At 56.7% G+C, this 24,391-nt stretch carries 23 protein-coding genes; 16 read left to right on the top strand and 7 right to left on the bottom strand.

Going from position 1 to position 24,391, the window contains the following annotated elements; translation table 11 throughout:
- Nucleotides 1-6 precede the first annotated feature (6 nt).
- From lptF to bfr, 5 genes are all read left to right on the top strand, one after another.
- Entirely contained in the window at nucleotides 7-1,086 is a 1,080-nt protein-coding gene (gene lptF, locus BMX75_RS10010; protein ID WP_092827562.1) for an LPS export ABC transporter permease LptF, read from the top strand.
- Nucleotides 1,086-2,150 carry an LPS export ABC transporter permease LptG gene (gene lptG / locus BMX75_RS10005; protein ID WP_092827560.1) on the top strand — a complete coding sequence of 355 codons (1,065 nt, stop codon included), beginning with the start codon at nucleotides 1,086-1,088 and terminating at the stop codon, nucleotides 2,148-2,150. The genes lptF and lptG overlap by 1 nt, the downstream gene beginning before the upstream one ends.
- Before the next feature lie 21 nt (nucleotides 2,151-2,171).
- Nucleotides 2,172-2,645 (top strand): RDD family protein, encoded by a 474-nt coding sequence (locus tag BMX75_RS10000; RefSeq protein ID WP_092827558.1) that lies wholly within the window; start codon nucleotides 2,172-2,174, stop codon nucleotides 2,643-2,645.
- A gap of 158 nt (nucleotides 2,646-2,803) precedes the next feature.
- The gene (locus BMX75_RS09995; RefSeq protein ID WP_092827556.1) at nucleotides 2,804-3,010 is read left to right on the top strand and encodes a bacterioferritin-associated ferredoxin; all 207 of its coding nucleotides are present in this window, start codon (nucleotides 2,804-2,806) and stop codon (nucleotides 3,008-3,010) included.
- A gap of 181 nt (nucleotides 3,011-3,191) precedes the next feature.
- A complete protein-coding gene (bfr, locus tag BMX75_RS09990) occupies nucleotides 3,192-3,674 on the top strand; it encodes a bacterioferritin (protein ID WP_066321954.1) in 483 nt (160 codons plus the stop codon).
- 106 nt (nucleotides 3,675-3,780) lie between these two features.
- Here the strand turns inward: bfr and sodC are convergent, their stop codons facing one another.
- A complete protein-coding gene (gene sodC / locus BMX75_RS09985) occupies nucleotides 3,781-4,332 on the bottom strand; it encodes a superoxide dismutase family protein (protein ID WP_092827554.1) in 552 nt (183 codons plus the stop codon).
- Between the two features lie 187 nt (nucleotides 4,333-4,519).
- On the opposite strand from sodC, the gene BMX75_RS09980 reads away from it, so the two are divergent.
- The 5 genes from BMX75_RS09980 (at nucleotide 4,520) to BMX75_RS09960 (ending at nucleotide 9,410) form a co-directional block, all read left to right on the top strand.
- The gene (locus tag BMX75_RS09980; protein ID WP_092827552.1) at nucleotides 4,520-5,290 is read left to right on the top strand and encodes a pseudouridine synthase; all 771 of its coding nucleotides are present in this window, start codon (nucleotides 4,520-4,522) and stop codon (nucleotides 5,288-5,290) included.
- Nucleotides 5,291-5,304: 14 nt separating this feature from the next.
- Nucleotides 5,305-6,120 (top strand): tRNA cyclic N6-threonylcarbamoyladenosine(37) synthase TcdA, encoded by an 816-nt coding sequence (gene tcdA, locus BMX75_RS09975; RefSeq protein ID WP_245748475.1) that lies wholly within the window; start codon nucleotides 5,305-5,307, stop codon nucleotides 6,118-6,120.
- Nucleotides 6,117-6,335: a DUF1653 domain-containing protein gene (locus tag BMX75_RS09970; RefSeq protein WP_092827548.1), complete on the top strand. Its 219-nt coding sequence runs from the start codon at nucleotides 6,117-6,119 to the stop codon at nucleotides 6,333-6,335. Before tcdA ends, BMX75_RS09970 begins: the two co-directional genes overlap by 4 nt.
- A 78-nt stretch (nucleotides 6,336-6,413) precedes the next feature.
- Entirely contained in the window at nucleotides 6,414-7,322 is a 909-nt protein-coding gene (locus BMX75_RS09965; RefSeq protein ID WP_092827546.1) for an MBL fold metallo-hydrolase, read from the top strand.
- Nucleotides 7,323-7,400: 78 nt separating this feature from the next.
- Nucleotides 7,401-9,410 (top strand): RecQ family ATP-dependent DNA helicase, encoded by a 2,010-nt coding sequence (locus BMX75_RS09960; protein ID WP_092827544.1) that lies wholly within the window; start codon nucleotides 7,401-7,403, stop codon nucleotides 9,408-9,410.
- A 7-nt stretch (nucleotides 9,411-9,417) separates the two neighbouring features.
- Here BMX75_RS09960 and zigA read toward each other — a convergent pair whose 3' ends face one another.
- The 5 genes from zigA to BMX75_RS09935 all read right to left on the bottom strand — a co-directional run bounded on the left by zigA (nucleotide 9,418) and on the right by BMX75_RS09935 (nucleotide 13,691).
- The gene (gene zigA / locus BMX75_RS09955) at nucleotides 9,418-10,644 is read right to left on the bottom strand and encodes a zinc metallochaperone GTPase ZigA (protein ID WP_092827542.1); all 1,227 of its coding nucleotides are present in this window, start codon (nucleotides 10,642-10,644) and stop codon (nucleotides 9,418-9,420) included.
- A gap of 108 nt (nucleotides 10,645-10,752) precedes the next feature.
- Nucleotides 10,753-11,028, bottom strand: coding sequence for a TIGR03643 family protein (locus tag BMX75_RS09950; protein WP_092827540.1), 276 nt, complete (start codon nucleotides 11,026-11,028; stop codon nucleotides 10,753-10,755).
- A 34-nt stretch (nucleotides 11,029-11,062) separates the two neighbouring features.
- A complete protein-coding gene (locus tag BMX75_RS09945) occupies nucleotides 11,063-12,442 on the bottom strand; it encodes a PepSY-associated TM helix domain-containing protein (protein ID WP_092827538.1) in 1,380 nt (459 codons plus the stop codon).
- A gap of 96 nt (nucleotides 12,443-12,538) precedes the next feature.
- Entirely contained in the window at nucleotides 12,539-13,159 is a 621-nt protein-coding gene (locus tag BMX75_RS09940) for a class I SAM-dependent methyltransferase (RefSeq protein ID WP_092827536.1), read from the bottom strand.
- A gap of 181 nt (nucleotides 13,160-13,340) precedes the next feature.
- Nucleotides 13,341-13,691: a helix-turn-helix domain-containing protein gene (locus BMX75_RS09935; protein WP_092827534.1), complete on the bottom strand. Its 351-nt coding sequence runs from the start codon at nucleotides 13,689-13,691 to the stop codon at nucleotides 13,341-13,343.
- A 471-nt stretch (nucleotides 13,692-14,162) separates the two neighbouring features.
- Here BMX75_RS09935 and BMX75_RS09930 point away from each other — a divergent pair, with 471 nt between their 5' ends.
- Nucleotides 14,163-16,985 (top strand): bifunctional diguanylate cyclase/phosphodiesterase, encoded by a 2,823-nt coding sequence (locus BMX75_RS09930; protein ID WP_245748473.1) that lies wholly within the window; start codon nucleotides 14,163-14,165, stop codon nucleotides 16,983-16,985.
- On the opposite strand, the gene BMX75_RS09925 is transcribed toward BMX75_RS09930, so the two are convergent.
- Nucleotides 16,932-17,903, bottom strand: a complete 972-nt coding sequence (locus tag BMX75_RS09925) for a helix-turn-helix domain-containing protein (RefSeq protein WP_092827532.1) — start codon at nucleotides 17,901-17,903, stop codon at nucleotides 16,932-16,934. The genes BMX75_RS09930 and BMX75_RS09925 overlap by 54 nt on opposite strands.
- Nucleotides 17,904-18,106: 203 nt before the next feature.
- Between BMX75_RS09925 and BMX75_RS09920 the strand changes: the two genes are divergently transcribed.
- The 5 genes from BMX75_RS09920 to aceK all read left to right on the top strand — a co-directional run bounded on the left by BMX75_RS09920 (nucleotide 18,107) and on the right by aceK (nucleotide 24,380).
- On the top strand, nucleotides 18,107-19,519 hold the full coding sequence (locus tag BMX75_RS09920; protein ID WP_092827530.1) for an ethanolamine ammonia-lyase subunit EutB: 1,413 nt from the start codon (nucleotides 18,107-18,109) through the stop codon (nucleotides 19,517-19,519).
- Complete coding sequence (gene eutC / locus BMX75_RS09915; protein ID WP_092827528.1) at nucleotides 19,512-20,348, top strand: ethanolamine ammonia-lyase subunit EutC; 837 nt, start codon at nucleotides 19,512-19,514, stop codon at nucleotides 20,346-20,348. Before BMX75_RS09920 ends, eutC begins: the two co-directional genes overlap by 8 nt.
- Before the next feature lie 177 nt (nucleotides 20,349-20,525).
- Nucleotides 20,526-21,962: an ethanolamine permease gene (gene eat, locus BMX75_RS09910; RefSeq protein ID WP_092827526.1), complete on the top strand. Its 1,437-nt coding sequence runs from the start codon at nucleotides 20,526-20,528 to the stop codon at nucleotides 21,960-21,962.
- A gap of 88 nt (nucleotides 21,963-22,050) precedes the next feature.
- Nucleotides 22,051-22,542: a CIA30 family protein gene (locus BMX75_RS09905; RefSeq protein ID WP_092827524.1), complete on the top strand. Its 492-nt coding sequence runs from the start codon at nucleotides 22,051-22,053 to the stop codon at nucleotides 22,540-22,542.
- Nucleotides 22,543-22,628: 86 nt separating this feature from the next.
- The gene (gene aceK / locus BMX75_RS09900; protein ID WP_092827522.1) at nucleotides 22,629-24,380 is read left to right on the top strand and encodes a bifunctional isocitrate dehydrogenase kinase/phosphatase; all 1,752 of its coding nucleotides are present in this window, start codon (nucleotides 22,629-22,631) and stop codon (nucleotides 24,378-24,380) included.
- The last annotated feature ends 11 nt before the right edge of the window (nucleotides 24,381-24,391 follow it).

Here is a 24,391-nt window from a genome sequence, read left to right as displayed (position 1 = left end):
AGCGCGTTGATCTTATTTCGCTATTTAACCCGAGAGGTTCTGGTCACCATGTCCGCTGTAGCGGGCATTTTGCTGTTGGTGATCATGGGCAGCCGCTTTATCCGCTATTTTTCCGACGCGGCGGAGGGCGATTTCCCGGTCAATATTCTGGGCAGCTTGATGGTCTATCACCTTCCGGGGTTCATGGAGCTTATCCTGCCGCTTTCGTTCTTTTTGGGCATATTGCTGGCTTATGGTCAGTTGTACATGAACAGCGAAATTACGGTGATGGTGGCCTGTGGCATGAGCCCCAGGCGGCTTCTCAAGGTGACGTTACTGCCTGCCTCGGCGGTGGCGATAGCGGTGGGTATTTGTAGCCTTTGGCTCACACCGGCAGGCGCTCTGCAAACGGCTGCGATCATAGAAGAACAGGAAAGCCGATTGGACGTGTCGGTGCTGGCACCCGGCCGCTTTCAGGAGTTCGGCGGTGGCCGTACCGCCTATATCAGCGGTTTCAATGAGGATGGAAGTGAAATGCAGGATGTTCTCGTCCACGAGCAGCGCAATCCTTCCGATGACGCCGAGCACGACTATGTCACTAGAGCCGAGTCCGGCTATCAGGAAACGCGCATGGAAACCGGCAGCCGCTTTCTGGTCCTCAATAACGGCGAGCGTTACGGCGTAACGCCAGGGCAGCGCAATGCTGAACGCTTGACGTTCGAACGTTATACGCTGCGGTTGGGCTTGAGCCGCGACCGACAGGAGCTGGATTCGCTGGAGTACGCCACCACGCTGGCGCTCTGGCAGGATGACAATGATCGCGCCCAAGCCCAATGGCAGTGGCGGGCCGGTCTGCCGCTGATGGTCTTTATTCTGGCGATCATGGCGCAGCCCCTGTCGCGGGTTAACCCCCGACAGGGGCGCTTTGCCAAGCTGCTTCCCGCGGTCTTTTTATACGTTGCGTACCTGAGCTTACTGCTGGCGGCCGTGGATGCGGTGGGCAGCGGGGCGTGGTCCACCACCGTGGGTATATGGCCCGTTCATGGGCTGTTTCTAGCCTTGGGGCTCTTGCTGATCTGGCACTCACAACGCAAGGGGATGCGCTGATGATCATTGATCGCCTCGACCGCTATATTGCCCGTAATGTGCTGGCAGCCATTGTGGTGGTGCAGTTCGTCCTGCTCGGGTTGGATATCACCATCGCCTACATCGACGATCTGGGCGATGTGCAGGAAGGGTATTCGGCTCTGGATGCGCTGTTCTATTTGTTGATGCGCACCCCCTGGCGGTTTTATCAATACGCACCGGTAGCGGTACTGATAGGCGCGCTGATCGGCTTGGGCAGTATGGCGTCAAGCAACGAACTGACCGTGATGCGTGCGGCGGGCCGTTCACTGGGGCGGATTGTCTGGAGCGTGATGAAGCCCGTGTTGGTCTTCGTCGTCGTGGTGCTGATGGTGGCTGAGTATGTCAGCCCGCGCACCGAACAATATGCCGAAGCGTGGCGGCTCGAGCAGCTTCAGGGGGAGGGCGCCATGTTGACCAGCCGCAGCGGCTGGCAGGTCGAGGGAGACAGCGTTTACCGCTTCGGCGCGATTCGGGCGGATAACGTGGTGCTCGACCTGACCCGTTACCGGTTTGATGAGGAACGTCTCGTCGAAGCGACTCACGCGCGTCGCGCCAACTGGGACGCTGGCGGGTGGCAGTTGGAGGATGTCGCCACTACGCGGATTTTTGATGACCACACCGAGTCCGAGCAATCCCAAACCATGCGCTGGGAAACCGACTTCACCCCGCTTCAACTGGAGCGCCTGTTGCGTTCGGTAGAAAGTCAGGCACCCAGCGAGCTTTGGGCCTATGCGCGCTTCCTGGAAGCGCAGGGCATGCAGACGGACCAGCCGCTGCTGTATTTCTGGCAGAAAATGTTAATGCCGCTGACCATGGGGTCGCTGGTGTTGATTGCCGCGTCGTTTGTGTTTGGTCCGCTGCGTACCGTGGCGGCGGGTACCCGGGTGTTTTATGGCGTGGTCACCGGTCTGGTCTTTAAATACGTTCAGGACTTGCTGGCACCGGCCTCGACACTCTTTGGGTTCTCACCCGTCTGGGCGGTACTGGTGCCGACGCTGGCGTGCGCAGTGGTGGGGGTTTATTTCCTGAGGCGCAACGGTTAATTCCTGATCTCAAGGAGCTCTATGACCAAGCGACGTTTTCCCCAGCCGGGCAATATCCGGCCCGCGGGATTGCCATCGCGCCTGGGGGCGATGCTCTATGATGGCTTGTTGGTTACAGCCATCTGGATTGCCGTGACGGTCGCCCATTTGGCGTTTTTCAGGTTTGTGCTAGACCAAGAGGCAGAAGATATAGGCACTCTGGAGGTCGATATCTGGAGCCTGCGGCTTTTGCTGGTGCTGAGCACGACGCTGTTTTTTGTTTTTTTCTGGCGGCGTGGTGGCATGACACTGGGCATGCAGGCGTGGCGACTGCGCGTGCAAACCCTCGATGGTGAGGTCATTTCCCTCAAGCAAAGTCTGGTGCGCTGCCTCACTGCCTGGCTTTCTCTGGCAGCGCTGGGGATTGGTTACTGGTGGGTGTTATTCGATAAGCATTACCGTAGCTGGCCGGACATCGCCTCCGGCACCCAGACCGTGAAATTGCCCAAGCATTAATTTTTCTTTGCAAGAATACAAAATGTCGCTCCCGACAATCAGTTACATGCACCTTCATAACACTTAAGACGAATCGATACTAAAGGCCATGCATTTTTACTTGCAAAGATGTATGCGACTCATTTACATTCACCTTATGAACTTTATGAGGTGCAGCCATGTACGTGTGTGTGTGCAAGGGAGTAACTGACCATCAGATCCGCCAGCAGGTGAGCGACGGCGCGCGCAGCTGGCGGGAAGTCCGTGAAGCAACCGGCTGTGCCACTCAATGCGGCAAGTGCGCATGCTTTGCTAAATCGGTGACGCGTGAAGCGGTTCATGAGGCTCGCCTGGAAGCCAATGCTGGCCTGGCATATGCCGTTTGACGCGAATCACTATTATTAGGGTTATCTTTAGCAAATATATGATTTGCTTGAATTTTTATCCCTCATCTCTATACTCCCAGTAAGGCTGGGAGTACGCCTTTTATGGCCAATACTCCTTCATTAGCGTAACTGTTTGATAGAGCCTGCTAAACTATCAGCATTACAGAGAAAAGGTGACGTCATGAAAGGTGATCCGAAAGTAATCGAGCATCTCAATATTGCACTTGGCAATGAGCTGGTCGCCATCAATCAATACTTTTTGCATGCCAAAATGTATAAAGATTGGGGCCTGCAAGCACTTGCCAAGTGGGAATACGATGAGTCCATCGAAGAGATGCAGCACGCCGACAAGCTTATTGAGCGCATCCTGTTCCTCGAGGGCATTCCCAACCTGCAGGACCTGGGCAAGCTGCACATTGGCGAGAACGTCAAGGAAATGCTCGAGTGTGACCTGAAAATCGAGCACGATGGCCGTAACGACTATATTGAAGCCATTACCTACTGCGAAAGCGTCAAAGACTACGTAACGCGCGACATGCTGCGCGATCTGCTTGCTGACGAAGAAGATCATATCGACCACATCGAAACCGAGCTTGGCTTGATCGACAAGGTGGGTATTCAGAATTATATGCAGCGCCAGATGCAGATGGCAGGCGACGAGTAATCGCTTGAATTGAGCCAGCTTAACAACTGAGCCAATCGCACAACGCAAAACGGGCAGCCATCATTGGCCGCCCGTTTTGCTTTCCGCTATCTACAAGCTACAAGCGTTATTCACTGTCGTCAGAGGCTTCTACGATGCCGCAGCCCACGCGGCTTCCGCCCCCACCCAGTGCTTCAGGGTCATCCGAATAGTTATCGCCGCCTTCGTGAATCATGATGCTGCGGCCTTTTATATCCTCGACACTCAAGCGCGGCGCGAGGACAGGCAGCGTGGCGTTGCCATCTTCATCCACGATAAGCACGGGTAAATCGCCCAAGTGGCCATCCTCGTAGGGCCCTTTATGGCTGCCTGTTTCTTCAGGGTCATAATGGCCCCCAGCATACAGTCCCGCGGTCATGTGCCCGCTGTCGTTTTCCTGAGCCTCGCAGCTTGGGTTCTGGTGTACATGAAAGCCGTGGGGGCCAGTCTCCAGATCGCTGAGGTCAGGCGTCAACAGCAGGCCATGTTCAGTGTCTTCCAGCGTGATGCTGCCGATGGACTCGCCGATGCCGTCGGGGCTGATTTTATGCATTCCTACATCCATGCTGTCGTTAGCCTGAGCAGCAGAGACGAGCAGTAGAGAGGCGGAAAGACCGCCGAGTATTGCGGCATAACGCATGATGATGTCTCCTTTCCTGATCCATGGAAATTATCGCGATGAGGTACTTACTTAAAGTAGCTGCATGAAGGCTAACCTGCCAATCTCTTCGTCCACGGCTTTCCCCATTGTGTGGATGACAACGCCTTGCCAAGCCGCGACAATGGCACCCTGCCATAGTGACCCGTTATGATTACCCAGGAGCGTTATGACGCCACTCAACATCCTCTATCAGGATGAGCATCTGGTTGCGGTACATAAGCCGTCAGGACTTTTAGTCCACCGTTCGGCACTGGCGCGTGGAGAAACCGAATTTCTCCTTCAGCGGCTGCGTAATCAGCTTGGCAAGCGCGTCTACCCGGTGCATCGGTTAGACCGGCCCACCTCAGGCGTGATGGTGTTTGGCTTATCCTCCGAGGTTGCCGCTCTGCTCAGCGACGCCTTCAGCGAGCGTCAGGTGGAGAAGCGCTATTTGGCGGTAGTCCGCGGTAAAGCGCCGGAAAGTGAGCGTTTGGACTATCCGCTCCGGGAAGAGGATGGCACCCGACCCAAGGCGGAAATGCCCGCGATGCCAGCGATGACCGATATTCGCCGTCTGGATAGCGTCGAACTGCCGGTGCAGGTCGACCGTTACCCCGTGGCGCGTTACTCGCTGGTCGAGGCGCGGCCATTGACCGGGCGACGCCACCAGATTCGCCGCCATCTGTCACGGCGTGGCTACCCCATCATTGGTGATGCCAAGCACGGCAAAAGCGTCCACAACCGCTTTTTTGCCGAACAGCTAAGGGCTCCCCGGTTGCTGCTGGCCGCGACCTATCTGGCGTTTGACCATCCGCTGTTCGACAAGCGCATTCAGCTTGGCTGTGCCTTGGATGACACCATGAGCACGCTGCTTGATTACCTTGGCTGGTCGGGTCACCTGCCGCTGGACAGTGTGCGCACGCCGCCCGTCGGCACACCATCCGCCCTTCTAACATGAGTGTGGGAGACACTATGTCGTCTGCGGACTACGATTTTCGTTTCGGCGGGATTCGCCGCCTCTATGGTCAGCGTGCCGCGGATGCCTTTCGCCATGCCCACGTGGTGGTGGTAGGTGTTGGTGGTGTGGGGAGCTGGGCAGTCGAGGCGCTGGCGCGCTCGGGCATTGGCAAGCTGACGCTGATCGACCTGGATGACGTCTGCGTCTCCAACGTCAACCGGCAGCTTCACGCCCTGGATGGCACCATTGGTCAGCCCAAGGTGGAAGTGCTTGCCGAACGCTGCCGCTTGATTGCTCCAGAAATCGAGATTGTGGCCGACACCGCCTTCGTCACACCCACCAACTTGGCCGAGCGGATTCCTGATGACGCTGACCACGTGGTGGATGCCATCGACAGTGTGATTGCCAAGGCCGCGCTGATTGCCTGGTGCAAGCGGCGCAAAATCCCGATTACCGTTACCGGCGCGGCGGGTGGGCAGACCGATCCCACACGTATTCAAGTCGCTGATTTGACGCGCACCGAGCACGACCCGCTGTTATCCAAGGTGCGCTCGCGATTGCGCCGGGACTACGGCTTTTCCCGTAACCCCAAGCGGCGCTTCTCGGTGGAGTGCGTCTACTCCGACGAGCAGTTGATCTATCCCGGCGCCGACGGTGAAGTCTGCCTGCAAAAGCCTGGCAGCGGCGACGCTACACGCTTGGACTGTGCCTCGGGCTTCGGTGCCGCCACATTTCTGACCGGCACCTTTGGCTTTGTCGCCGCCTCCAAGGTGCTTGAGCGTCTTGCCAAAAAAGCCAACCAGCCAGTGACCCAAAAGGAAGCTTTATGACCGCTCCCGTCCCCGGTATTTACCGTCATTACAAAGGCAGCCTTTACGAAGTGCTCGGCACTGCCCAGCACAGCGAAAGTGAAGAGGCGCTGGTTGTGTATCGTGCCCTGTATGGCGACTACGGTCTCTGGGTGCGCCCGCTTGAGATGTTTATGGAAACAGTCACCAAAGAGGGCCAGACCCAGCCCCGTTTTGCGCTGGAAAAAGCGTTTTAGTGAGCGCTATTGCTTATATTCTTTAATCAGCTATCTTTATAACCTTTATTGCATGGCGTAAACATTGAGGATATAAGCATGAAGACCTTCGCGCTTTCCCGGCACAAGGGAGAAGGCACGCCGGATGTCGCCGGTTTTTTTGATCCCCGCACTTTTAGCATTCAGTACGTAGTGAGCGACCCGGCTACCCAGCAGTGCGCGATTATTGACCCGGTGCTGGATTTTGACGAGAAATCAGGCGCAACGGCGACCTTTAGCGCTGACAAGTTACTGGCTTATATAGAGCAAGAAGGGCTTTCGGTCGCCTGGATTCTGGATACCCATCCCCACGCCGACCACTTCTCGGCGGCCCACTATTTACAGGGAAAAACCGGCGCGCCCACCGCCATAGGCCAGCACGTCACTAAAGTACAGGCGCTGTGGAAGGATATCTATCACTGGCCGGAGATGCCCGCCGATGGCCGTCAGTGGGATACGCTGTTTGCGGAAGGCGACACGTTTAAAATTGGCAAGCTGGACGCCCGCGTGCTGTATTCGCCAGGCCACACGCTGGCTTCGATTACCTATGTAATCGGCGATGCGGCTTTCGTGCACGACACCCTGTTCCAGCCGGATTTTGGTACCGCCAGGGCGGACTTTCCCGGTGGAAGTGCCAAAGCGCTATGGGATTCCATTCAGCAGATTCTCTCCTTGCCTGACCAAACTCGCTTGTTCACCGGCCACGATTATATGCCTGATGACCGCGAGCCCGAGTGGCAAAGCAGCGTCGCCGAGCAGCGGGCGCACAACCCGCACTTGGTGGGTAAAAGCCAGGATGACTACATTGCGCTGCGCCACAAGCGTGATAGCGAACTACCAATGCCCAAGCTGATTCTCCACGCGCTACAGGTCAACACCCAAGGTGGCCGCCTACCGGCGCCAGAGGCCAACGGCAAGCGCTACCTGAAAATCCCGCTGGATGCACTGGAAGGTGCGGCCTGGGAGTAACGTCCACCGATAGTCTGCTTGGTACGTTTTACGGTAGGCTACTGGCTAACTGTTTTACTTTTCCGCCAAGGAACGTTCATGCCCCCGACATCGCCGCAACAAACGCTCAAGGACGTCTTCGGCTTTGACGACTTTCGTGGCGGCCAGCAGGCGGTGGTGACAAGGGTTTTGGCGGTGCACTCCACGGCGGCGATTTTCGCCACCGGCGCGGGGAAGTCGCTTTGCTACCAGCTCCCGGCGCTGCATCTGCCGCATTTGACGCTGGTGGTGTCGCCGCTGCTGGCGCTGATGCAGGATCAGCTCTCTTTTCTAACCCGCCATGGCGTGGCGGCGGCCAGTATTGATTCCACCCAGGACCGCGACACCACCCGGGATGTCATGGAACGCGCCAAAAGCGGTGAGCTGAAAATCCTGATGATCTCGGTGGAGCGGCTCAAGAATGAGCGCTTTCGCCACTTTCTACGCCAGGTGCGTATTTCGCTGATGGTGGTCGACGAAGCCCACTGTCTTTCCGAGTGGGGGCATAACTTTCGCCCCGATTACTTGAAGCTGCCGGACTACCAGCGGGACTTTGCCATTCCCCAGGTGCTGCTGCTCACTGCTACGGCAACGCCCGCGGTAATTGCCGATATGCGTGAGAAGTTTGCCATTGATCAGGATAACGTCATCACCACCGGCTTTTACCGTTCCAACCTTGAGCTGCTGGTGGCACCCGCCATGGAGGATCGTCAACAGCAGTTGATCGAGTGGCTGAAACCGCAGATGCAGCCGGGGCGCGAAGCACCGACGATTATCTATGTCACCTTGCAGCAAACCGCTGAGCGAGTGGCGAGCGCACTGACGGATCAGGGCATCGCCGCCCAGGCGTACCATGCGGGATTGGATGCCCAGCGGCGGGATGAGATTCAGGGCCAGTTCATGCGCGGTGAGTCGCCCTGCATCGTGGCCACCATTGCGTTCGGGATGGGCATCGACAAGGACGATATCCGCAACGTGGTTCACTATGACCTGCCCAAATCCATCGAAAACTACAGCCAGGAGATCGGGCGGGCGGGGCGCGATGGCCTGCCTTCCACCTGCCTAACCATGGCGGGGCGCGATGGCTTGCGGGTGCTGGAAAACTTCGTTTACGGCGATACGCCTGAATTCGCAGGCATTCATTGCCTGCTGGAAGAGATCGCTGCGGCAGGCCAATCGCCAGACCGCCAGTGGGAAGTGCTGCTCAATACGCTCTCCCGCGACACCAATATTCGCCTGCTGCCGTTGAAGACACTGCTGGTGCGGCTGGAGATGCACGGCATTATCGCCCCGCGCTTTGCGTTTCTCGCCGAGTATCGGCTGCGCTATCACATCGAGCCAGAGGCCCTGGTGGGCCGCTTTCAAGGTGAGCGTGCGACCTTGGTGCGTTTGCTGGTCGATAACATTCCCATCGCCCGTACCTGGGGAACGGTGGATTTTGAGCGCTTGCACAGTGCGGGGCAGGCCCAGCAGATTGACGCCTCCCGCGGCAGAGTGATCACAGCCCTTGAGTACTTCCAGGACAAAGGCTGGCTGACCCTTGAAGGCAAGCGGATGACCGATGTCTACGAGGTGCTCCAGCCGACTTTTTCCGTTGAAGCGCTGGCGAGCCAGTTATTTAATGAATGCCGCCATCGGGATCGGCTTGAGATCGAGCGGCTACAGTCGATGCTGGCGCTTTTTGAGTCGAGGAGTTGTCTGACGCGGCGGCTGGCCGAACATTTTGGCGATAGCACTTTTGATGCGCCACCTGACACCGAACAGGGCCGCTGTGGCCACTGCTCGGTGTGTTACGGCCATCCGGTAAAACTGCCGGAGGCCACACCACCGCCCGAATTAACCGCTGCTGATTTTCAGCGCTATGCCACGCCGTTGATTGAGCGCCACACCACGCAGTTTGGCCGGCCGCCCAGTGCCCAGCGGCTGGCACACTTTCTGTGTGGTTTAACCATGCCGATATTCACACCGCTCAAAGCTCGTGGCCTTAGCGGATTCGCGGTTTTTGAACAGCGGCCTTACCCAGAGGTGCGCCAGTGGGCTGAAAGGCATTTAGGCAATGCTGACCACTAGCGGTATGTCATTCCCAAGCAGGGAAGGGGTCGGGCAGCGTCTTCCACGCTTCCATGCCTTCGAGTAACTCTGCGTCACTCAGCAGGCAGTCATCCAGCGCTTTGCGCATTCTGGCTTGATCCAGACTCTGGCCGATAAACACCAACTCCTGGCGCATGTCGCCAAACGGTTCTTGCCACTTGTCCATAATAAACTGGCGCGTTTCTGGGTCGTCCGGCCATTGGTCTTCAGGAATGGCTTTCCAGAATACCCCGGCCATACCGTGGTGAGCGATCCCGCCTGCCTGGCTCCACTGGCCCGCGTAGCGCGGCCGGGTCGCCAGCCAGAAAAAGCCCTTCGAGCGTAGCAGGCCTTTACCAAACCACTCCTGATTGAGCAGGTCATGAAACTTCTGCGGGTGGAAAGGGCGGCGGGCGTGGTAGGCAAAGCTGCCGATGCCATACTCCTCGGTTTCGGGTACGTGTTCGCCGCGCATCTCCTTTAGCCAGCCCGGTGCCAGTTGGGCGCGCTCGAAACTGAACTTTCCGGTGTCCAGCACTTTATCCAGAGGCACGCCTCCCCGAGTAATCGGTACCAGTTCAGCATCAGGGTTCAGCGAGCTTAGAATGGCCTTGAGAGCGCCCAGCTCTGTGTCGCTGATCAGGTCGGTCTTGCTGATCAGCAGTACGTCGCAAAACTCGATTTGATCGACCAGCAGGTCGGCGACGTTGCGTTCGTCATCTTCACCCAGGCGTTCGCCTGCTTCGGCGAGGCTTTGCGCTTCGCGATACTGTTCAAGAAAGTTGGCACCGTCGACCACAGTCACCAGCGTATCCAGCCGCGCTAGGTGGGAAAGGCTCTGACCGCTCTCATCTTCAAAGGTAAAGGTTTCCGCCACGGGCAGTGGCTCGGAAATGCCCGTGGACTCGATCACCAGATAATCGAACTTACCCTCCTTGGCCAACTGGCTGACTTCTTCCAACAGGTCTTTGCGCAGGGTGCAGCAGATGCAACCGTTGCTCATCTCTACCAGCCGTTCTTGTGAGCGGTTCAAGGCAACGTCGGTGTCAAGGGTCGATTCGCCAGGGCCACCGCGCACCAGTGCACCGTCGATATTCACCTCGCTCATATCGTTGACGATCACCGCCACACGGCGACCTTCGCGGTTAGCCAGAATATGATTGAGCACGGTGGTTTTACCGGCACCCAGAAAGCCCGAGAGCACCGTTACGGGTAAAGGAGAAAACGCAGTCATTGCCCACCTCTAAATGCTTTTATGTTATGTGATAATATAACAATAAAGAGGTGATGAAAAAAAGATGTGTTTTTCTGACGTCTTCATCAAGCGCTTCATCAGCAGTCGTCAGCACTTATATTGAGTCGGGCAATAGCCGCGGAGGACATCCGGCGAGCGCAGGGCGGTATGCTTCGTTGCCCGGCCAGTGACGCGTTTGCGCCATAAACGAAACGAGGCCGGTTTGAGTTGGTGGCGCATCACCTCGATCACCTCCGGCTCGGCAAGGCCGTAGAGGGTCTCAATGGCATCAAATGGCGTACGGTCTTCCCAGGCCATTTCGATGATACGCGACTGTTCGTCGTCGGGCAGGCGGCGAAAGCGTTTGACGGCAGCTTTGGGCATGACGATACCTTTTAGAGTTCACGGGAAGTGATAGTCAACGGGGAGTGTTAGGGCGTATGCACATTGATTGGCGGCGTTTTATGGCGGCCCAACGCAAAGCGTCGATGCAAGCAAAAAGTGCCAAACTAACCCCCAGCACCGGGAGGGCCATACCCAGCGCAAGGGCAACGCCGACAAGCCCAAGCTTTGTACCTGGCGGCAGCAAAGCCCATGGTTCGCTGACGGTGGGGAAGCGATGTCCGCTTGACCGGGAAACCCGTCGCCACCACAGGGTATAGCCCCACACAACCAGCACAACGATGCCCGCTGCGAGCACGCCAAGTACAAGTTGATTGATGGTGCCAAACAGTACCCCCATGTGCAGGTCGATTCCCCAACGTGTCAGCTTTGCGGCCAACGGAAAGGTGGCGAAGTCAGTCCTGTCGATAACGGCCATGGTGCGGGGATGCAGTGCTACCTCATCCACCTGGGTCGGCCAACGACGGTCTATCTCAGCGACGCGCCATGCCTGATCAGGTGATGCCGGCGGTGTGATTTGCAGGCGGTCGGCCTCAAGCCCTGCCTGCCGCGCCGCGTGTAATGCGTGGTCAAAGGTAATCAGGTAAACAGCTGGGGCTTGAGTGTTAGCGGTTTGGGCATGCCCCCGGTGCTCGGCGTGTTCGTCCTGCGGGGTGGTGTCGCCAGCCGCCAGGTCGGTCGAGACACTGGGCGTGTTCCAGCCCCAGGCATGGCGAAGCTCGGCGATATTGCCGCCCGCCCACTGCGACCAGGTCAGCCCCGTCGCCGAAAACAGCAACAGCCCTGCGGTCAACACCACTCCCAGGGTGGCATGACGTTTGGCAAGTCGACGCGGGCCCTGTTTGGCTTTCAAGGCGTGTCTTCGGTTGAGCCATAGCACGATACCGCCCAGTGCCATCACCCATAACCAGGATGCCGCGAGCTCGCTGTAAAGGCGGCCTGTATCGCCTAACAGAAGCTGGCGATGAAACAGGTCGATCTGGGTGCGCAGCGGTAAAATACCGCTGGTGCCGTAAACCTTGGCCTCACCGGTGATATTGAGGGTAACAGGGTCAACGAAAACGGCGTTGTGCTGAGAGGGGCCAAGTACCGGGTCGCTGAACATGATACGCGTGGTATCGCCAGGTTCGGGGGCCGGGCGAACCGCATCGGGGGAGGCGCTGTCCAGATAATCTTGGGCTGCGGCAATCTGGGCACTTAACGGCTGCACGTCCCCTTGCTGGGTGCCTTGTAATGCGTCCTGGTAGACCCAGGCTTCCAGCGCAGGGCTGATAACATAAGCAATGCCAGATAGGGCCGCGACAAGAATGAACGGGCCCACCAACAAGCCAACATAAAAGTGCAGCCGACTGATTAACAACATCAGTGGTTTGCTGAATAAAGAACGCCGAGCCATGGCAGAACCTGGGTAAGAAAAGTCAGCTCGCATGGTAGGCGAGGGTTGTGGCAGGCACCAGTAAAACAGGGCGACATAGCGTCGCAATGAGACATGTCACTCGGGTTTGGCGGCTAACAGGGCACGAAACAAGCCGTTCATCAGGACCGGTTCATCATGGCGGATCTGGAACCCTGCCTGGGTAAGCAATGGCGCCGCTTGGCGGGTGATATCGGTGGCGAGTATGGATGTCACTATATTAGCCAGGCGTCGACTAATCCCAGCTGGCTGGCCGTCGGGCTGGAACTTGTCCATCACGCACAGTTGACCGCCAGGCCTGAGTACACGGTAAGCTTCGGCCAGCCCTTGCTGGGGTGTGGGCATAACCGCGAGCAGTAAATGCATGACGACCACATCGAAATGCTCGTCTGGGTAGGTTAGCGCTTCAGCATCCATTACATGGCAAGTGACATCGCGCTGATAGCGATGGGCACGACGCGTGGCGCGCTTGACCATCGCGGGCGTCAGATCGGTTAAATGAATTTCCAGCTCACGAGGGATAAAAGGAAGGTCTAACCCTGTGCCAGCACCCACCAGCAATACGCGCATACCAGGTTCCCAGTCCACCTGACCCAGTGCCACCCGACGGGGCCTGCGAAAAGCACGATTGGCAATCGCATCGTAAAGGGGGGCATAGGCGGTATAGCGTATGCGGTTCCAGGCGGCGGTGTTGAGCATAGATGCCCTCACTGACATGCAGCGTCGATCAATTACCTATAGCACGAATGAGTAGAGGTCACCAACAAGTGTGGTGTTTTTGGCAGGTACGATTTTACATCAGTTTTATGAAGTTGTTTTTTAAATGCTGATAACCGGTTTTTAATATTCTTTTTATGGAATTTTTATTACCGGTTTTAGTTTATCCTTTATTGTTAAAGCGGTTTGTTAGGTTTTCGAGTATATCAAGTAAAAGCTGGCGATCATTTGAATCGAGGGGTTCCAGAAGATGCTTTACGCGACTTGCCTGGTCGTCCAGGTGAAAGCTGGCTTGCCCTAATAACAATGCGGCCTCGCAGTTGAAGATTTCTGCCAGTTCCAGCAGTCGGACGATGTTGGGAATCACTCTCCCACGCTCTATCCGCGAGACAGCTTCATTGCCAATGCCCAAGCGCTCAGCCACTTCTTCCTGGGTCAGCTGACTGCGAATTCGCTGCTTGGCAATTGCTCTGCCAATGTTGCTAGCTAGCCGTTTCTGTTCAGTTTTGTTCACAGTGTCCTCCGTATAGACCTAAATGGTTGAGGATCAACCTATTGACATGAAGGACTGTTTGGGTTGAATATCAACTTTTTGGGTTGATATAGAGCAGGATAGAGAGTTTTTGATAGCACCATATGCCGGGAAAATCGGCAGATGGCAAATTTAATTTTTTTGATCATTTAAGTAAAAGTAAGGGTTGGTGTTTTTAGTTAGCTTTTTTGAGGTAAATTAAAGCTAGTTTCGCGTTCTTTATAAGTTTTCGTAGGTGTTTAAGTAGTCATTGGATGATGCCGAGATAAAGGCAGATTTAGACACAAAGCGGGGGCAGGCCCTGCCGTTGGAAGCGGCGGGTTGTGGTTTATAACGTAATACATGAAGTTTTTACTCTACTAGCGAATGGTTCAGGGATGATCACACCGCAGCCGTATACGGCCTTTGGCGAGCAGACGTGGCGTACCTGACGGATTTCAAGGCGTTAATATCATGTCTTCTACTAAGGCTCCAGTGGTTTTTAGGCAGTTGGCTGACAGCTTGACCTCTGTCAGTGAAAACAGTTTTTTTTATCATCTGGTAAAAGCACTTTCGGACATCCTGCGCGTTGACCATGTGCTATTGGCACGGTTTGATTCTCAGCGCGGTATCGCAACACCCTTGGCTTTCTGGACCCATGGGGCGCTTAGCGAGCTGGATGTGTACGCGGTGAAAGACACGCCCTGCGAACAGGTCGTGATGCTATCCCGCTGGCATATACCTTCAGGGGTAATCGACCGCTTCCCGAACGACACACGGCTGGAGGCGTTATCGGCTGAAGGCTATTGGGGCATGGCGCTGCAGGCACCTGATGGCACTTGCCAGGGAGTGCTTGCCATCATGCACTCCTCACCGCTGGAGCTGCCTGCCTACGCTGAAGAAATCTTGCGGGTCATCGCGATATTGGGGGGCACTGAACTTGCCCGCCAACTCACCCAGGATAATGTTCAAGTACGTTTACGCAGAAAAAAACGCGCATTGCGGCTAATGAACCGGCGGCACGATTTATTAATGCATACCGGTAGCGAGCAGCAGTTGCTGCAGGCGGCGTGCAGCGTGGCGGTGAGTGTCGGCGGATATTCGGGCGCCTGGGTTACCGCATTAACGCCTGAAATGGGATCAGGCGAGGCGTTATCCATAGAGGCGATGGCGGATGAAGATGGCGAGGCCGCTTCCTGGCTGAGCCCCGCCCAGCTTTTTATTTCCCGTTACTGCAAAGGACTGGCCGAGAGAGCCCTGCAACATAATCGCTATATCGTCATTGAGCGCCCCAATGATGAAACGTTGCCTTCAGGGGTTAATCAGGCCCTAAGCGCGTTGGGGGCTGAACAGGTCGTTGCCTTGCCGCTTCAGTATGCCGATAAGCAGTACGGCGTAATGACGCTTTATCATCGGCAGCCGGGCATGCTGAACGTCGATGAAATGCAGTTGCTGGAAGAACTGGTTGATGAAGTATCGTTAGGCATCTATAGCCGTCGTCAAAAACAAGCAGAAACTCGTATACAGCATGCGGTAACAAGAATTGCGACAGCTGTTTCCGCCAGTAATGGCGAGGCGTTTCTTCATCAGCTCACGGTGCACATGGCCGAGGCCTTATCGGCAGAAGTCGGTTTTATTGCGTTGCTTGATGAACAGGATACCGATTTCGCTTGTACATTAACGCTATATGTAGAAGGCCAGCTCCAGGAAAATTTTGCCTATTACCTGCCTGGGGTGCCTTGCCACAGGGTAATGGCCGAACAGGAGTGCATTGTCCATAAAGATGCCGCCATCATGCTTCCCGGTGAAACGAACGGAGCGCTGAGTTGGGTCAATGGTTATGTAGGGAGGCGGTTGGATAATAGCCATGGTCAACCCATGGGGCTTATTGGCGTGATGTTCAAAGAGCCGCTGGCCGACGTGGACATCGTACGTAATGTGCTGCAGATATTTGCAGCCCGGGCCGCGTCAGAGCTGGAGCGCCAGGAAGACGAAAACCGTATAAGGCAATTGGCCTTTAATGATTCGGGCACGCAGTTACCCAACCGAGCGGCTTTCATGCGCCATCTTAAGCATGTGCTCACTGACGCCTCAGCCCCGGGCATGGCACTGTTAATTCTGGACCTTAACCATTTCAAAGAGATCAACGACACCGCCGGGCACGATTTGGGGGATATCGTCCTTCAAGAAGTGGCAAGTCGCTTGGCGGCCTCATTGACGTACAACGAGTATCTGGCGCGGCTGGGCGGTGATGAGTTTGTTGTGGTCTGCCCTGCTCGCGATGAGGCCGATGCACTGGCAAATGCCCGACGATTGTGTGAGTGCATCGAGCCTCCTTTCAACGTTTACCAGCAATCCTTCGAACTCACGGTCAGCGTGGGTATCTCGCTTTACCCTCGGCATGCGACAACGCCTTTGGATCTTCTGAAGGATGCCGACATTGCCATGTATCAAGCCAAGCGCCAAAAGCTGCCTGTTTGTGTCTTTGAGCCCTGGATGGAGTGCGAAGTCGCTGAGCAGTTGCAGATAGCCAAACGTCTTTCCAATGCCATTGCAGAAAAACAGCTACGCCTGCATTTTCAGCCTCAGGTCGACCTTCGCAATGGACGGTTAATCGGCGCGGAAGCGTTATGCCGTTGGAATGATGAAGAGCTAGGCGTCGTTTCACCCGGCAGGTTCATTCCCATTGCCGAAGAACGCGGCATGATGGTGGCGCTGGGTAACTGGGTTATTGAAGAAGCCTGTCGGCAACTGGCGCAATGGCATCAACAGGGCCTGCGGCTGCCGGGGCAGTTGGCGATCAACATTGCGGCCGACCAGTTTGAAGACGGTGATCTGGTAACGTCACTACTGGACTACTGTCAGCAGTTTCAGGTGGAAGCTTCAATGCTCAGCCTGGAAATCACCGAAAGCGGTATCATGGTGAATCCCGAAAAAGCCATTGCCATGACCAAAACCCTGAAAGGCAAGGGGTTGGGGTTGGCTATTGATGACTTTGGTACAGGGTATTCGTCGTTGGCTTATTTAAAGCGCTTTGCCGCCGATAAAATCAAGATCGATATCTCGTTCGTTCGCGACATGCTCACCAGCGATAATGACCGCGTTATTGTCGAGACGATTATTGCCATGGCCACCACCTTGGGGCTCGAAACGATCGCGGAAGGTATTGAGCATGCCTCCCAGGCCGAAGCGCTAATGGCGATGGGGTGTACCCAGGCGCAAGGCTACTATTTCGACCGGCCGCTACCCGCCGACCAGTTTGCTGCACGCTGGCTTATGGGCGCTCAGCGTTTGTGAGGGGCATTCACCAAACTGTTGCTTGTAGTCATGGGCGAACTGGCCCAGATGCCAGAACCCCCAATAGGTGGCAATCTCGGTCACCGACTGGTCAGGGGCTGCGGCCCGCAATGCCCGCCTTACCCGGTTGAGCCGGGTAAGACGCAAAAACTGCAGCGGGCTGATGCCAAGAATGGTGGTGAAACTGTACTGCAGCGTGCGTCGGCTGACATGGGTCAGTTCACACAGCGCCTCCATGGTGACCGGCCCTTCCAGATGTTCGTCAACGTAACGCTTAACGCGGTCGACCACTTCTTTTCGATGGGCATAGCTGGGTGGTGCTTCCTGGCAAGGCTTTTCGGCCTGCAGTAATTCAAGCAGCGCCATCAAAAAAATATCTCGATGCACTCGTTCGGCAATTGTGCCTTTCGGGTTAACCACTAATTTTTCCAGCAAAAACGTGACGGCACTCAGGGTGTCATGGGCCACATGGCGGCGCGGTACTTGCTGCCATCGCTCATCCAGCGTAATGCCCTGTTGCGCTGCGGCGGCATTCAGCGTGGGCAAGTCAACCACCAAACCATAAATATCAAACGCATCTGGGGTGACGAGTTCAAAGTCGTGGCCGCCTGGTCGACACATGACCTCGTCGACGTTCAGCGCCTGTCCGTTAATGCGCGACCCTCGCGTTAATGGCGGTATGCCAATCCATAGCGAGTTGGGCCACACGCAGCAGTCTTGACGCAGTGCTTGGCCGGTGTGCTCTTTAAATACCTGCATACCGGTCAGCTCGATTTCATCCAGCCGACCGTAGAATCGGCCAGGGCTTAACTGGTCGTATTGCTGCTGCCAGCGCGTCAGGTTGTTGGCGTGCTCATCAGCATCGAACGCTTCCTGAATGCATCTTTTTGGTGCATGAGCGTTGCCAGACGAGTCCATGATCAACTCCTTGGTGGCTGTTAGGGGACGCTAACTGCCCTGTTTTTTACGCATCTATTTGTTTTTGCTTATATTGTTGAGTCTTTGGCGAGTTTGCCAAAACTCGATACTTCCCATTAAGGGTTAGCGCTAAGGTAGAAACAAGCAAGTTTTGTACCTTGGCGCTTTTTTATAGCGTCTCATTCCGCCAAAAGGAACGCTTTATGGCACAAGCCTATCACTCCACGGTGGGGAGCCGCAGCTACCGCTTCGCAAGCCTGGCCGAGTTGATGGCCAAAGCCACGCCGCCCCGTTCCGGCGACCGCCTGGCCGGGGTAATGGCAGAGAGCGCCGAAGAGCGCGTCGTCGCCCAAATGGTGTTGGCAGAGCTTCCTCTCACTACCTTCCTGAACGAAGCCTTGATCGCCTATGAAGACGACGAGATCACCCGGCTGATTATGGATGAGCATGATGCCGCCGCCTTCGCTCCCATCAGCCATCTCACCGTGGGCGACTTCCGTAACTGGCTGCTTTCCGATCACGCCACCAGCGACGTACTCGCGGAAGTGAAAGCAGGAATCACCCCTGAAATGGCCGCCGCCGTCAGCAAGCTGATGCGCAACCAGGATCTGATTCTGGTGGCCAAGAAGTGCCAAGTCACCACGGCGTTTCGAAACACCATCGGTTTGCCGGGGCGGCTCTCGACAAGGCTCCAGCCTAATCACCCCACCGATGACGTCACCGGTATAGCCGCGAGTATTCTCGATGGCCTGTTATACGGCAGCGGTGACGCGGTGATTGGCATTAATCCGGCCACTGATAACGTCGCCCAGAGCGTCAAGCTGATGCGCCTGATGGACGAGGTGATCCAGAAGTATCAGATCCCCACCCAGTCCTGCGTACTGACCCACGTGACGAACACGCTGGAAGCGATCGAGCAGGGCGCCCCGGTCGACCTGGTGTTTCAATCGATCGGTGGCACCGAAGCCACCAATCGCAGCTTTGGCTTTGATTTGAGCACCCTTGCCGAAGCCGAAGCGGCGGCCCAGTCGCTCAACCGTGGCACGGTGGGGCGTAACGTGATGTATTTCGAAACCGGGCAGGGCAGCTCGCTGTCCGCCGATGCCCACCACGGGCTCGACCAGCAGACCTGCGAAGCCCGCGCCTACGCGGTGGCGCGCAAGTTTAATCCGCTGCTGGTCAATACCGTGGTGGGCTTTATCGGTCCCGAGTACCTGTTCGACGGCAAGGAGATCACCCGTGCCGGGCTGGAGGATCACTTCTGCGGCAAGCTGTTGGGCGTGCCCATGGGCTGCGACGTTTGCTATACCAACCACGCCGAGGCCGACCAGAACGACATGGATAACCTGCTCACGCTACTCGGCGTGGCGGGCTGCAACTTCATCATGGGCATCCCCGGTTCTGACGACATCATGCTCAACTACCAGACCACCTCCTTTCACGACGCGCTTTACGCCCGGCGAGTGCTGGGGCTAAAGGCGGCGCCGGAGTTTGAGCGCTGGCTCGAAGAGATGCAGATTTTCCAGGATGTCAGTACCCACCGGCTCAACGACCAGTTGCCTGCCGCCTTTGCCAACAGCCTGCGCCACCTGCCAAAGGAGCCTCGTCATGGTTGATCAGCCAGCATCGCCTATCGTCGTTGAGAACCCCTGGGAGCGGTTGAACGCCTTTACCGATGCGCGGATTGGCTTGGGGCGCGCGGGTGTCAGCCTGCCGACCAGCAAGCTGTTGGCCTTTCAACTGGCCCATGCCCAGGCCCAGGACGCCGTTCACACCCCGCTGGATGTTGACGCGCTGGCCAGCGAGTTAACAGAGGCGCTTGAGGTATCAGAAGCCCCCATACGCTTACATAGCCAGGCCCAGGATCGCGCCATGTATCTGCAGCGGCCCGACTACGGCCGACGTCTCAACGAAGAAACACGTGAACAGTTGCAGCAAGCCGCTGCCTCTCAGCAGCGCTATGACCTGGCGGTGGTCATCGTCGATGGGCTCTCTGCGCGGGCCGTTCAGCAGAACAGCGTGCCGTTTCTTAGCACGCTGTATCAGATGTTCAAAAGCGACGCTGCGGATTGGCAGTTGGCGCCACTGACCATTGTCGAGCAGGGGCGGGTGGCGATTGGTGATGAGATTGGCGCACTGCTGAACGCTGACGCCGTGCTGGTAATGATCGGCGAACGGCCGGGATTAAGCTCGCCGGATAGCCTCGGGCTGTATATGACCTGGGCGCCGGCACCAGGCCTCAGGGACGACCGGCGCAACTGTATTTCCAACGTGCGACCGGCGGGGCTCGCGGTCGAGGAGGCCGCCCGGCGCTTCTTTCTGCTCTTGAAAGAGGCTCGCCAGCTCAAAGTGTCGGGGGTCAAATTGAAAGACCGTAGTGAAGACGATGTGCTGGAAGGAGACGCCGCACCCGGTTCGATTCGCAACTTTCTGGTAGCTGATTAACGACCTTGGCGAACGCCAATAGCCGTATCAAAACGGCCATATAACAACACCTATAACAGCAGACATATCACAACAACGACGTAACCATTCTCCCATAACAATATGGAACGCAGTAAGCAGCACATAGCAAAGCACGCCGCTGACGACACTTTCGTTCCACACCATGAGGGCAAAACGATGACACAACCATCAGTTGATCAGGCGTATTTGGCAAAACGCCAACTGCGTAAAGGGACTGCCGGCTGGATGCTGCTGGCGGGGCTAGGGGTTTCCTACGTAATTTCCGGCGACTTCGCAGGCTGGAACTTCGGTATCGGCGAGGCGGGGTGGGGCGGCTTTGCGATTGCCGCCTGCTTGATGGCGCTGATGTATCTTGCGCTGGTGCTATCGCTTGCGGAAATGTCCGCCGCGATACCCGCGGCGGGCGGCGGCTACAGCTTTGCCCGCCAGGCCATGGGGCCGGCCGGTGGTTACCTCACCGGGCTTGCGGTATTGATCGAATACGCCCTTGCGCCAGCCGCGATCGTGATTTTTATCGGTGCTGCGGTGGAGTCATTACTGGGCATTAACGGCCCGCTGGTGTATCTGCTGTTTTATGCCGTGTTTATCGGTATTCACCTGGCGGGGGTGGGTGAAGCGCTGAAAGTCATGATGGTGATCAGCGGCCTGGCGGTGTTCGCCATTATCGCCACCGCCGTGGCGCTGATCGGCAATTTTGACGCCGCCAACCTGTTTGATATCGCGCCCACCGATGCCGCAGGCGCGAGTACCTTTATGCCGTTTGGCTGGTACGGTATCTGGGCGGCGCTGCCGTTCGGCATGTGGCTGTTCCTGGCGGTGGAAGGTGTGCCGCTGGCAGCGGAAGAAGCCAAGGACCCCGCCCGGGATATGCCCAAGGGCATTATCGGCGCGATGCTGTTTCTGCTGTTCACCGCCTTGTTGGTCGTGGTGCTGCTCGCCGGTGCCGCGGGCGCCGAGATGATCGGCCAAAGCGGTGTGCCCCTGGTGGATGCGCTGAATGCAGCGGGTAACCCAATGCTTGCCACCCTGGTCAACGTATTGGGCCTGGCCGGTCTGATTGCCTCCTTCTTTTCGATCATCTATGGCTATAGCCGCCTGGTATTCGCGCTTTCCCGTGCGGGCTATATCCCTAAACCGCTATCGCTTACCAGCGAACGCAAAGTCCCTTATCTGGCGTTGATCGTGCCGGGCGTGTTCGGCTTTTTGGTATCGCTGAGCGGTGAAGGTGACCTGATTTTGGGCATGGCAGTGGTCGGCGCAACGCTGTCCTACGCATTGATGGCGCTGAGCCATATCCTGCTGCGGATCAAACAGCCCGACCTTCCTCGCCCGTATAAAACGCCGGGCGGTGTGGTGACCTCAGGCATTGCATTAGTGCTCTCGCTGGTGGCGCTCACGGGCGTATATGCCTTTGATCCCCGCGCCTTTAACTACACCATCGTGCTCTTCATTGCCGGGGCGGCTTATTACTTCCTGTACAGCAAGAATAAGCTGGTGGCTAAAACCGCGGAGGAGGAGTTTGCGCTGGTAGTGGCATCACCTGACGAGATAGATGAAGACGAACCGGCATCGGTGGCTGCTGCCAAGCTGTAAGCAAGCCGACGATTAAGCTACTGTAAAAAGCCCCTGGCGGTATGACGCCAGGGGCTTTTTTACTCACGAGCCGTTGCGAGGTGGTCTTATGACGCTGACCTTTAATGATCCCAGCGAACAGCAACGCTGGTACGCCGTCGATGATGGCGTGATGGGTGGCCAATCCCGGAGTCAGTTCAGTGTTGTCGACGGTGAAGGGCGCTTTCATGGCGAGGTATCACTGGACAACGGCGGTGGTTTTGCCTCCGTTCGCCGTGAGCCCCACGATTTTGAATCAACGCTGGCGGATGCCCGGGGTATAGCGCTGGCCGTGCGCGGCGATGGACGCACCTATCAACTGCGCTTGAAAAGCACGTCGCTGGGCGATGCCTCTGCTTACCGGGTGAAATTCACACCCGCCACGGATAGCTGGGAAACCCTGCACTTTTCATGGGCGGCCTTCGCGGCCGTTCGCCGGGGCACGCTGCTGACTGACGCACCGTCTATCAAACCAGCGGATATTACCCAGGTGGGTTTTCTGATCGCCGACCGAACCGACGGACCCTTCTGTTTACGGGTAAAATATATCGAATCGTTATGACTCAGGCGTTGGGGTTTCCACCAAGGTCGCCTCGCATGTAGTTTGCCGTTGGGTAACGCTCGCTAAAATCGACTGGAGGCCAGCCTGTGAAACTTTCTCCCGCGTATCGCCTAGCGGCCACTATTCTGCACGGCTTTGACGAGTACCGTGCGCGCTTCAAACAGATTACCTTCGACGCCAGCCGCCGCTTTCGCGAGGCGGCATGGCGTGATGCCCAGCAGGCTTCGGCGGCGCGTATCAACCTCTACGGCGAAAAGGTGGAGGACACTCTGGGGCGCTTGCAGCGCACTTTTCCCCAAGATGTACTGGCCCACTGCGAAACCTGGGGCGAAGCACGTCACCATTACGCGGAATTGATCAGCCAGCGGCTCGATTACGAACTGGCCGAAACCTTTTTCAACTCACTGTTCTGCTCGATTTTCCAGCACCGACATATCCGCAACGAATGGATGTTCGTGTACAGCTCCCGCGACGATGCTGCGCATCGCTCGGGCATTGAGCTGTGCCGTCGCTGCCCGGTGAATGGTGACTGGCCAAACGCCCTGAGGTGGGCGCTGCAGGAAGCCCCGTTCGATAACCCCTTTGCCGATCTTGAGCGTGATATCGAGCTTGGAACGGCGCTTCTTGAAGCGCAGCTGCCCGCGGCGATCTTACAGGCCGAGGATGCCCAGGTAGAGCTTTTGAAAAGCGTTTTCTACCGCAATAAGGGGGCTTATCTGGTGGGGCGGATTCTGGGCGGTGGTGAGCAGGTGCCGCTGGTTCTGCCGATTTTGCACGGTGAGGGATTTGGCGAGAAGCAGGGTGGCGACCCTTGTCTGCATCTGGATACGGTGCTTACCGAGACCGATGAAGTGTCGATCATCTTCTCCTTCACGCGGGCCTACTTTCAGGTGGATGTGCCGGTGCCCGGCGAGTTTGTCGACTACTTGAAACAGCTGATGCCCCATAAGCCGGAAGGCGAACTGTATGCCGCGATCGGCTTCTTCAAGCACGGCAAGACCGAGTTTTTCCGTGCCCTGAACCAACAGGTCGCCAAGCGCGAGGACAAGTTCATTATTGCCCCTGGCGTGCGAGGCATGGTGATGGCGGTGTTCGTGCTGCCGAGCTTTCGCACCGTGTTCAAAATCATCAAGGATAAATTCGACCCGGCCAAGGATGTCACCCACGCCGTCGTGCGCGAAAAGTATCGGCTGGTAAAGCGCCACGACCGGGTAGGCCGAATGGCGGATACCCAGGAGTTCTCCAACTTTACCGTTCGCAAGGATCACTTTGAGCCCGAGTGTCTGGCGCATCTTCTGGAGGTGGCTCCCTCAATCGTATCGCTTAAAGACGACAAGGTGATCATCAAACATTGTTATACCGAGCGGATGATGACGCCGCTGAATATTTATCTGGAACAGTGCAGCGAGGCCGAGCGCGAGACGGTGCTCAAGGATTACGGCAACGCCATCAAGCAAATGGCGGCAGCGAATATTTTTCCCGGCGATATGCTGCTCAAGAATTTTGGTGTGACCCGCCATGGTCGGGTGATCTTTTACGATTACGATGAGGTGTGCTACATCACCGAGTGCCGGTTTCGGCATATGCCGAAAGGCCAGGGAATCGATGCCTCCAGTTTGTCGATCGGCCCCAACGATATTTTCCCTGAGGAATTTGGCCCCTTCATGTTCGCCAATAAAACGCTGCGCGATATGTTCATGGACCAGCACCCCGAGCTCTTCGACCCTGATTACTGGCTGGAAGTACAAAAAGCGATTCGCGATGGCCGGGTCATTGATGTCTACCCGTACCGCAACAAGCAGCGTTTCGCGGGTACCGTGGGCCAGCTGGTATATTAGGAGACACACTA

The organism is Vreelandella subterranea, assembly GCF_900111305.1.
GTDB classification, from domain to species: Bacteria; Pseudomonadota; Gammaproteobacteria; order Pseudomonadales; family Halomonadaceae; genus Vreelandella; species Vreelandella subterranea.
The sequence above is the reverse complement of the archived record's forward strand: the minus strand, read 5'-3'. Positions and strand labels throughout refer to the sequence as shown.

What these genes read in the sequence shown, in the direction of transcription:
- lptG (WP_092827560.1), top strand. Translation starts at nt 1,086, where the DNA reads ATGATCATTGATCGCCTCGACCGCTATATTGCCCGTAATGTGCTGGCA.
- BMX75_RS10000 (WP_092827558.1), top strand. Translation starts at nt 2,172, where the DNA reads ATGACCAAGCGACGTTTTCCCCAGCCGGGCAATATCCGGCCCGCGGGA.
- BMX75_RS09995 (WP_092827556.1), top strand. Translation starts at nt 2,804, where the DNA reads ATGTACGTGTGTGTGTGCAAGGGAGTAACTGACCATCAGATCCGCCAG.
- bfr (WP_066321954.1), top strand. Translation starts at nt 3,192, where the DNA reads ATGAAAGGTGATCCGAAAGTAATCGAGCATCTCAATATTGCACTTGGC.
- sodC (WP_092827554.1), bottom strand. Translation starts at nt 4,332, where the DNA reads ATGCGTTATGCCGCAATACTCGGCGGTCTTTCCGCCTCTCTACTGCTC.
- BMX75_RS09980 (WP_092827552.1), top strand. Translation starts at nt 4,520, where the DNA reads ATGACGCCACTCAACATCCTCTATCAGGATGAGCATCTGGTTGCGGTA.
- tcdA (WP_245748475.1), top strand. Translation starts at nt 5,305, where the DNA reads ATGTCGTCTGCGGACTACGATTTTCGTTTCGGCGGGATTCGCCGCCTC.
- BMX75_RS09970 (WP_092827548.1), top strand. Translation starts at nt 6,117, where the DNA reads ATGACCGCTCCCGTCCCCGGTATTTACCGTCATTACAAAGGCAGCCTT.
- BMX75_RS09965 (WP_092827546.1), top strand. Translation starts at nt 6,414, where the DNA reads ATGAAGACCTTCGCGCTTTCCCGGCACAAGGGAGAAGGCACGCCGGAT.
- BMX75_RS09960 (WP_092827544.1), top strand. Translation starts at nt 7,401, where the DNA reads ATGCCCCCGACATCGCCGCAACAAACGCTCAAGGACGTCTTCGGCTTT.
- zigA (WP_092827542.1), bottom strand. Translation starts at nt 10,644, where the DNA reads ATGACTGCGTTTTCTCCTTTACCCGTAACGGTGCTCTCGGGCTTTCTG.
- BMX75_RS09950 (WP_092827540.1), bottom strand. Translation starts at nt 11,028, where the DNA reads ATGCCCAAAGCTGCCGTCAAACGCTTTCGCCGCCTGCCCGACGACGAA.
- BMX75_RS09945 (WP_092827538.1), bottom strand. Translation starts at nt 12,442, where the DNA reads ATGGCTCGGCGTTCTTTATTCAGCAAACCACTGATGTTGTTAATCAGT.
- BMX75_RS09940 (WP_092827536.1), bottom strand. Translation starts at nt 13,159, where the DNA reads ATGCTCAACACCGCCGCCTGGAACCGCATACGCTATACCGCCTATGCC.
- BMX75_RS09930 (WP_245748473.1), top strand. Translation starts at nt 14,163, where the DNA reads ATGTCTTCTACTAAGGCTCCAGTGGTTTTTAGGCAGTTGGCTGACAGC.
- BMX75_RS09925 (WP_092827532.1), bottom strand. Translation starts at nt 17,903, where the DNA reads ATGGACTCGTCTGGCAACGCTCATGCACCAAAAAGATGCATTCAGGAA.
- BMX75_RS09920 (WP_092827530.1), top strand. Translation starts at nt 18,107, where the DNA reads ATGGCACAAGCCTATCACTCCACGGTGGGGAGCCGCAGCTACCGCTTC.
- eutC (WP_092827528.1), top strand. Translation starts at nt 19,512, where the DNA reads ATGGTTGATCAGCCAGCATCGCCTATCGTCGTTGAGAACCCCTGGGAG.
- eat (WP_092827526.1), top strand. Translation starts at nt 20,526, where the DNA reads ATGACACAACCATCAGTTGATCAGGCGTATTTGGCAAAACGCCAACTG.
- BMX75_RS09905 (WP_092827524.1), top strand. Translation starts at nt 22,051, where the DNA reads ATGACGCTGACCTTTAATGATCCCAGCGAACAGCAACGCTGGTACGCC.